We start from the raw sequence: 509 nt of genomic DNA on the forward strand, positions 1-509 counted from the left end.
GATCTGGGGTCGCGCACGATCCGCGAGGAGATCGATGCGATGGAGGTGCTGGGCATCAACCCGGTCCAGCGTTTGGTGACCCCGCGCATGTTGGCCTCGGGACTGGTCGCACTGCTGCTCAACAGTTTGGTGGTGATCATCGGGATCCTGGGTGGTTACACGTTTTCGGTGTTCATCCAGGATGTGAACCCGGGTGCGTTCGCGGCCGGGATCACGCTGTTGACCGGGGTGCCTGAGGTGATCATTTCGTGTGTGAAGGCGGCGTTGTTTGGTCTGATCGCCGGGTTGGTGGCGTGTTTTCGCGGGTTGACGATCACCGGTGGTGGCGCCAAGGCGGTCGGTAACGCGGTCAACGAGACGGTGGTGTATGCGTTCATGGCGTTGTTCGTGATCAACGTGGTCGTGACCGCGATCGGTATTCGGATGACGACGGGCTGATCGGGAGCTATCGATGGGAACCGTACAAGTTCTGCGCAGCACCTATCCGCGCCTGACTCGGGGGGCGCGCA

Annotated in this window: 1 protein-coding gene; it reads left to right on the plus strand. The window is 61.5% G+C overall.

The window, feature by feature from the left end; genetic code table 11:
* On the plus strand, nt 1-438 hold a 438-nt coding region (locus A5790_RS06575; RefSeq protein ID WP_197696725.1), incomplete at its 5' end, for an ABC transporter permease.
* Nucleotides 439-509: the final 71 nt, after the last annotated feature.

Origin of the sequence: Mycobacterium sp. 852002-51152_SCH6134967, from assembly GCF_001667105.1 — a bacterium.
In the GTDB taxonomy this organism is placed as follows: domain Bacteria; phylum Actinomycetota; class Actinomycetes; order Mycobacteriales; family Mycobacteriaceae; genus Mycobacterium; species Mycobacterium neumannii_A.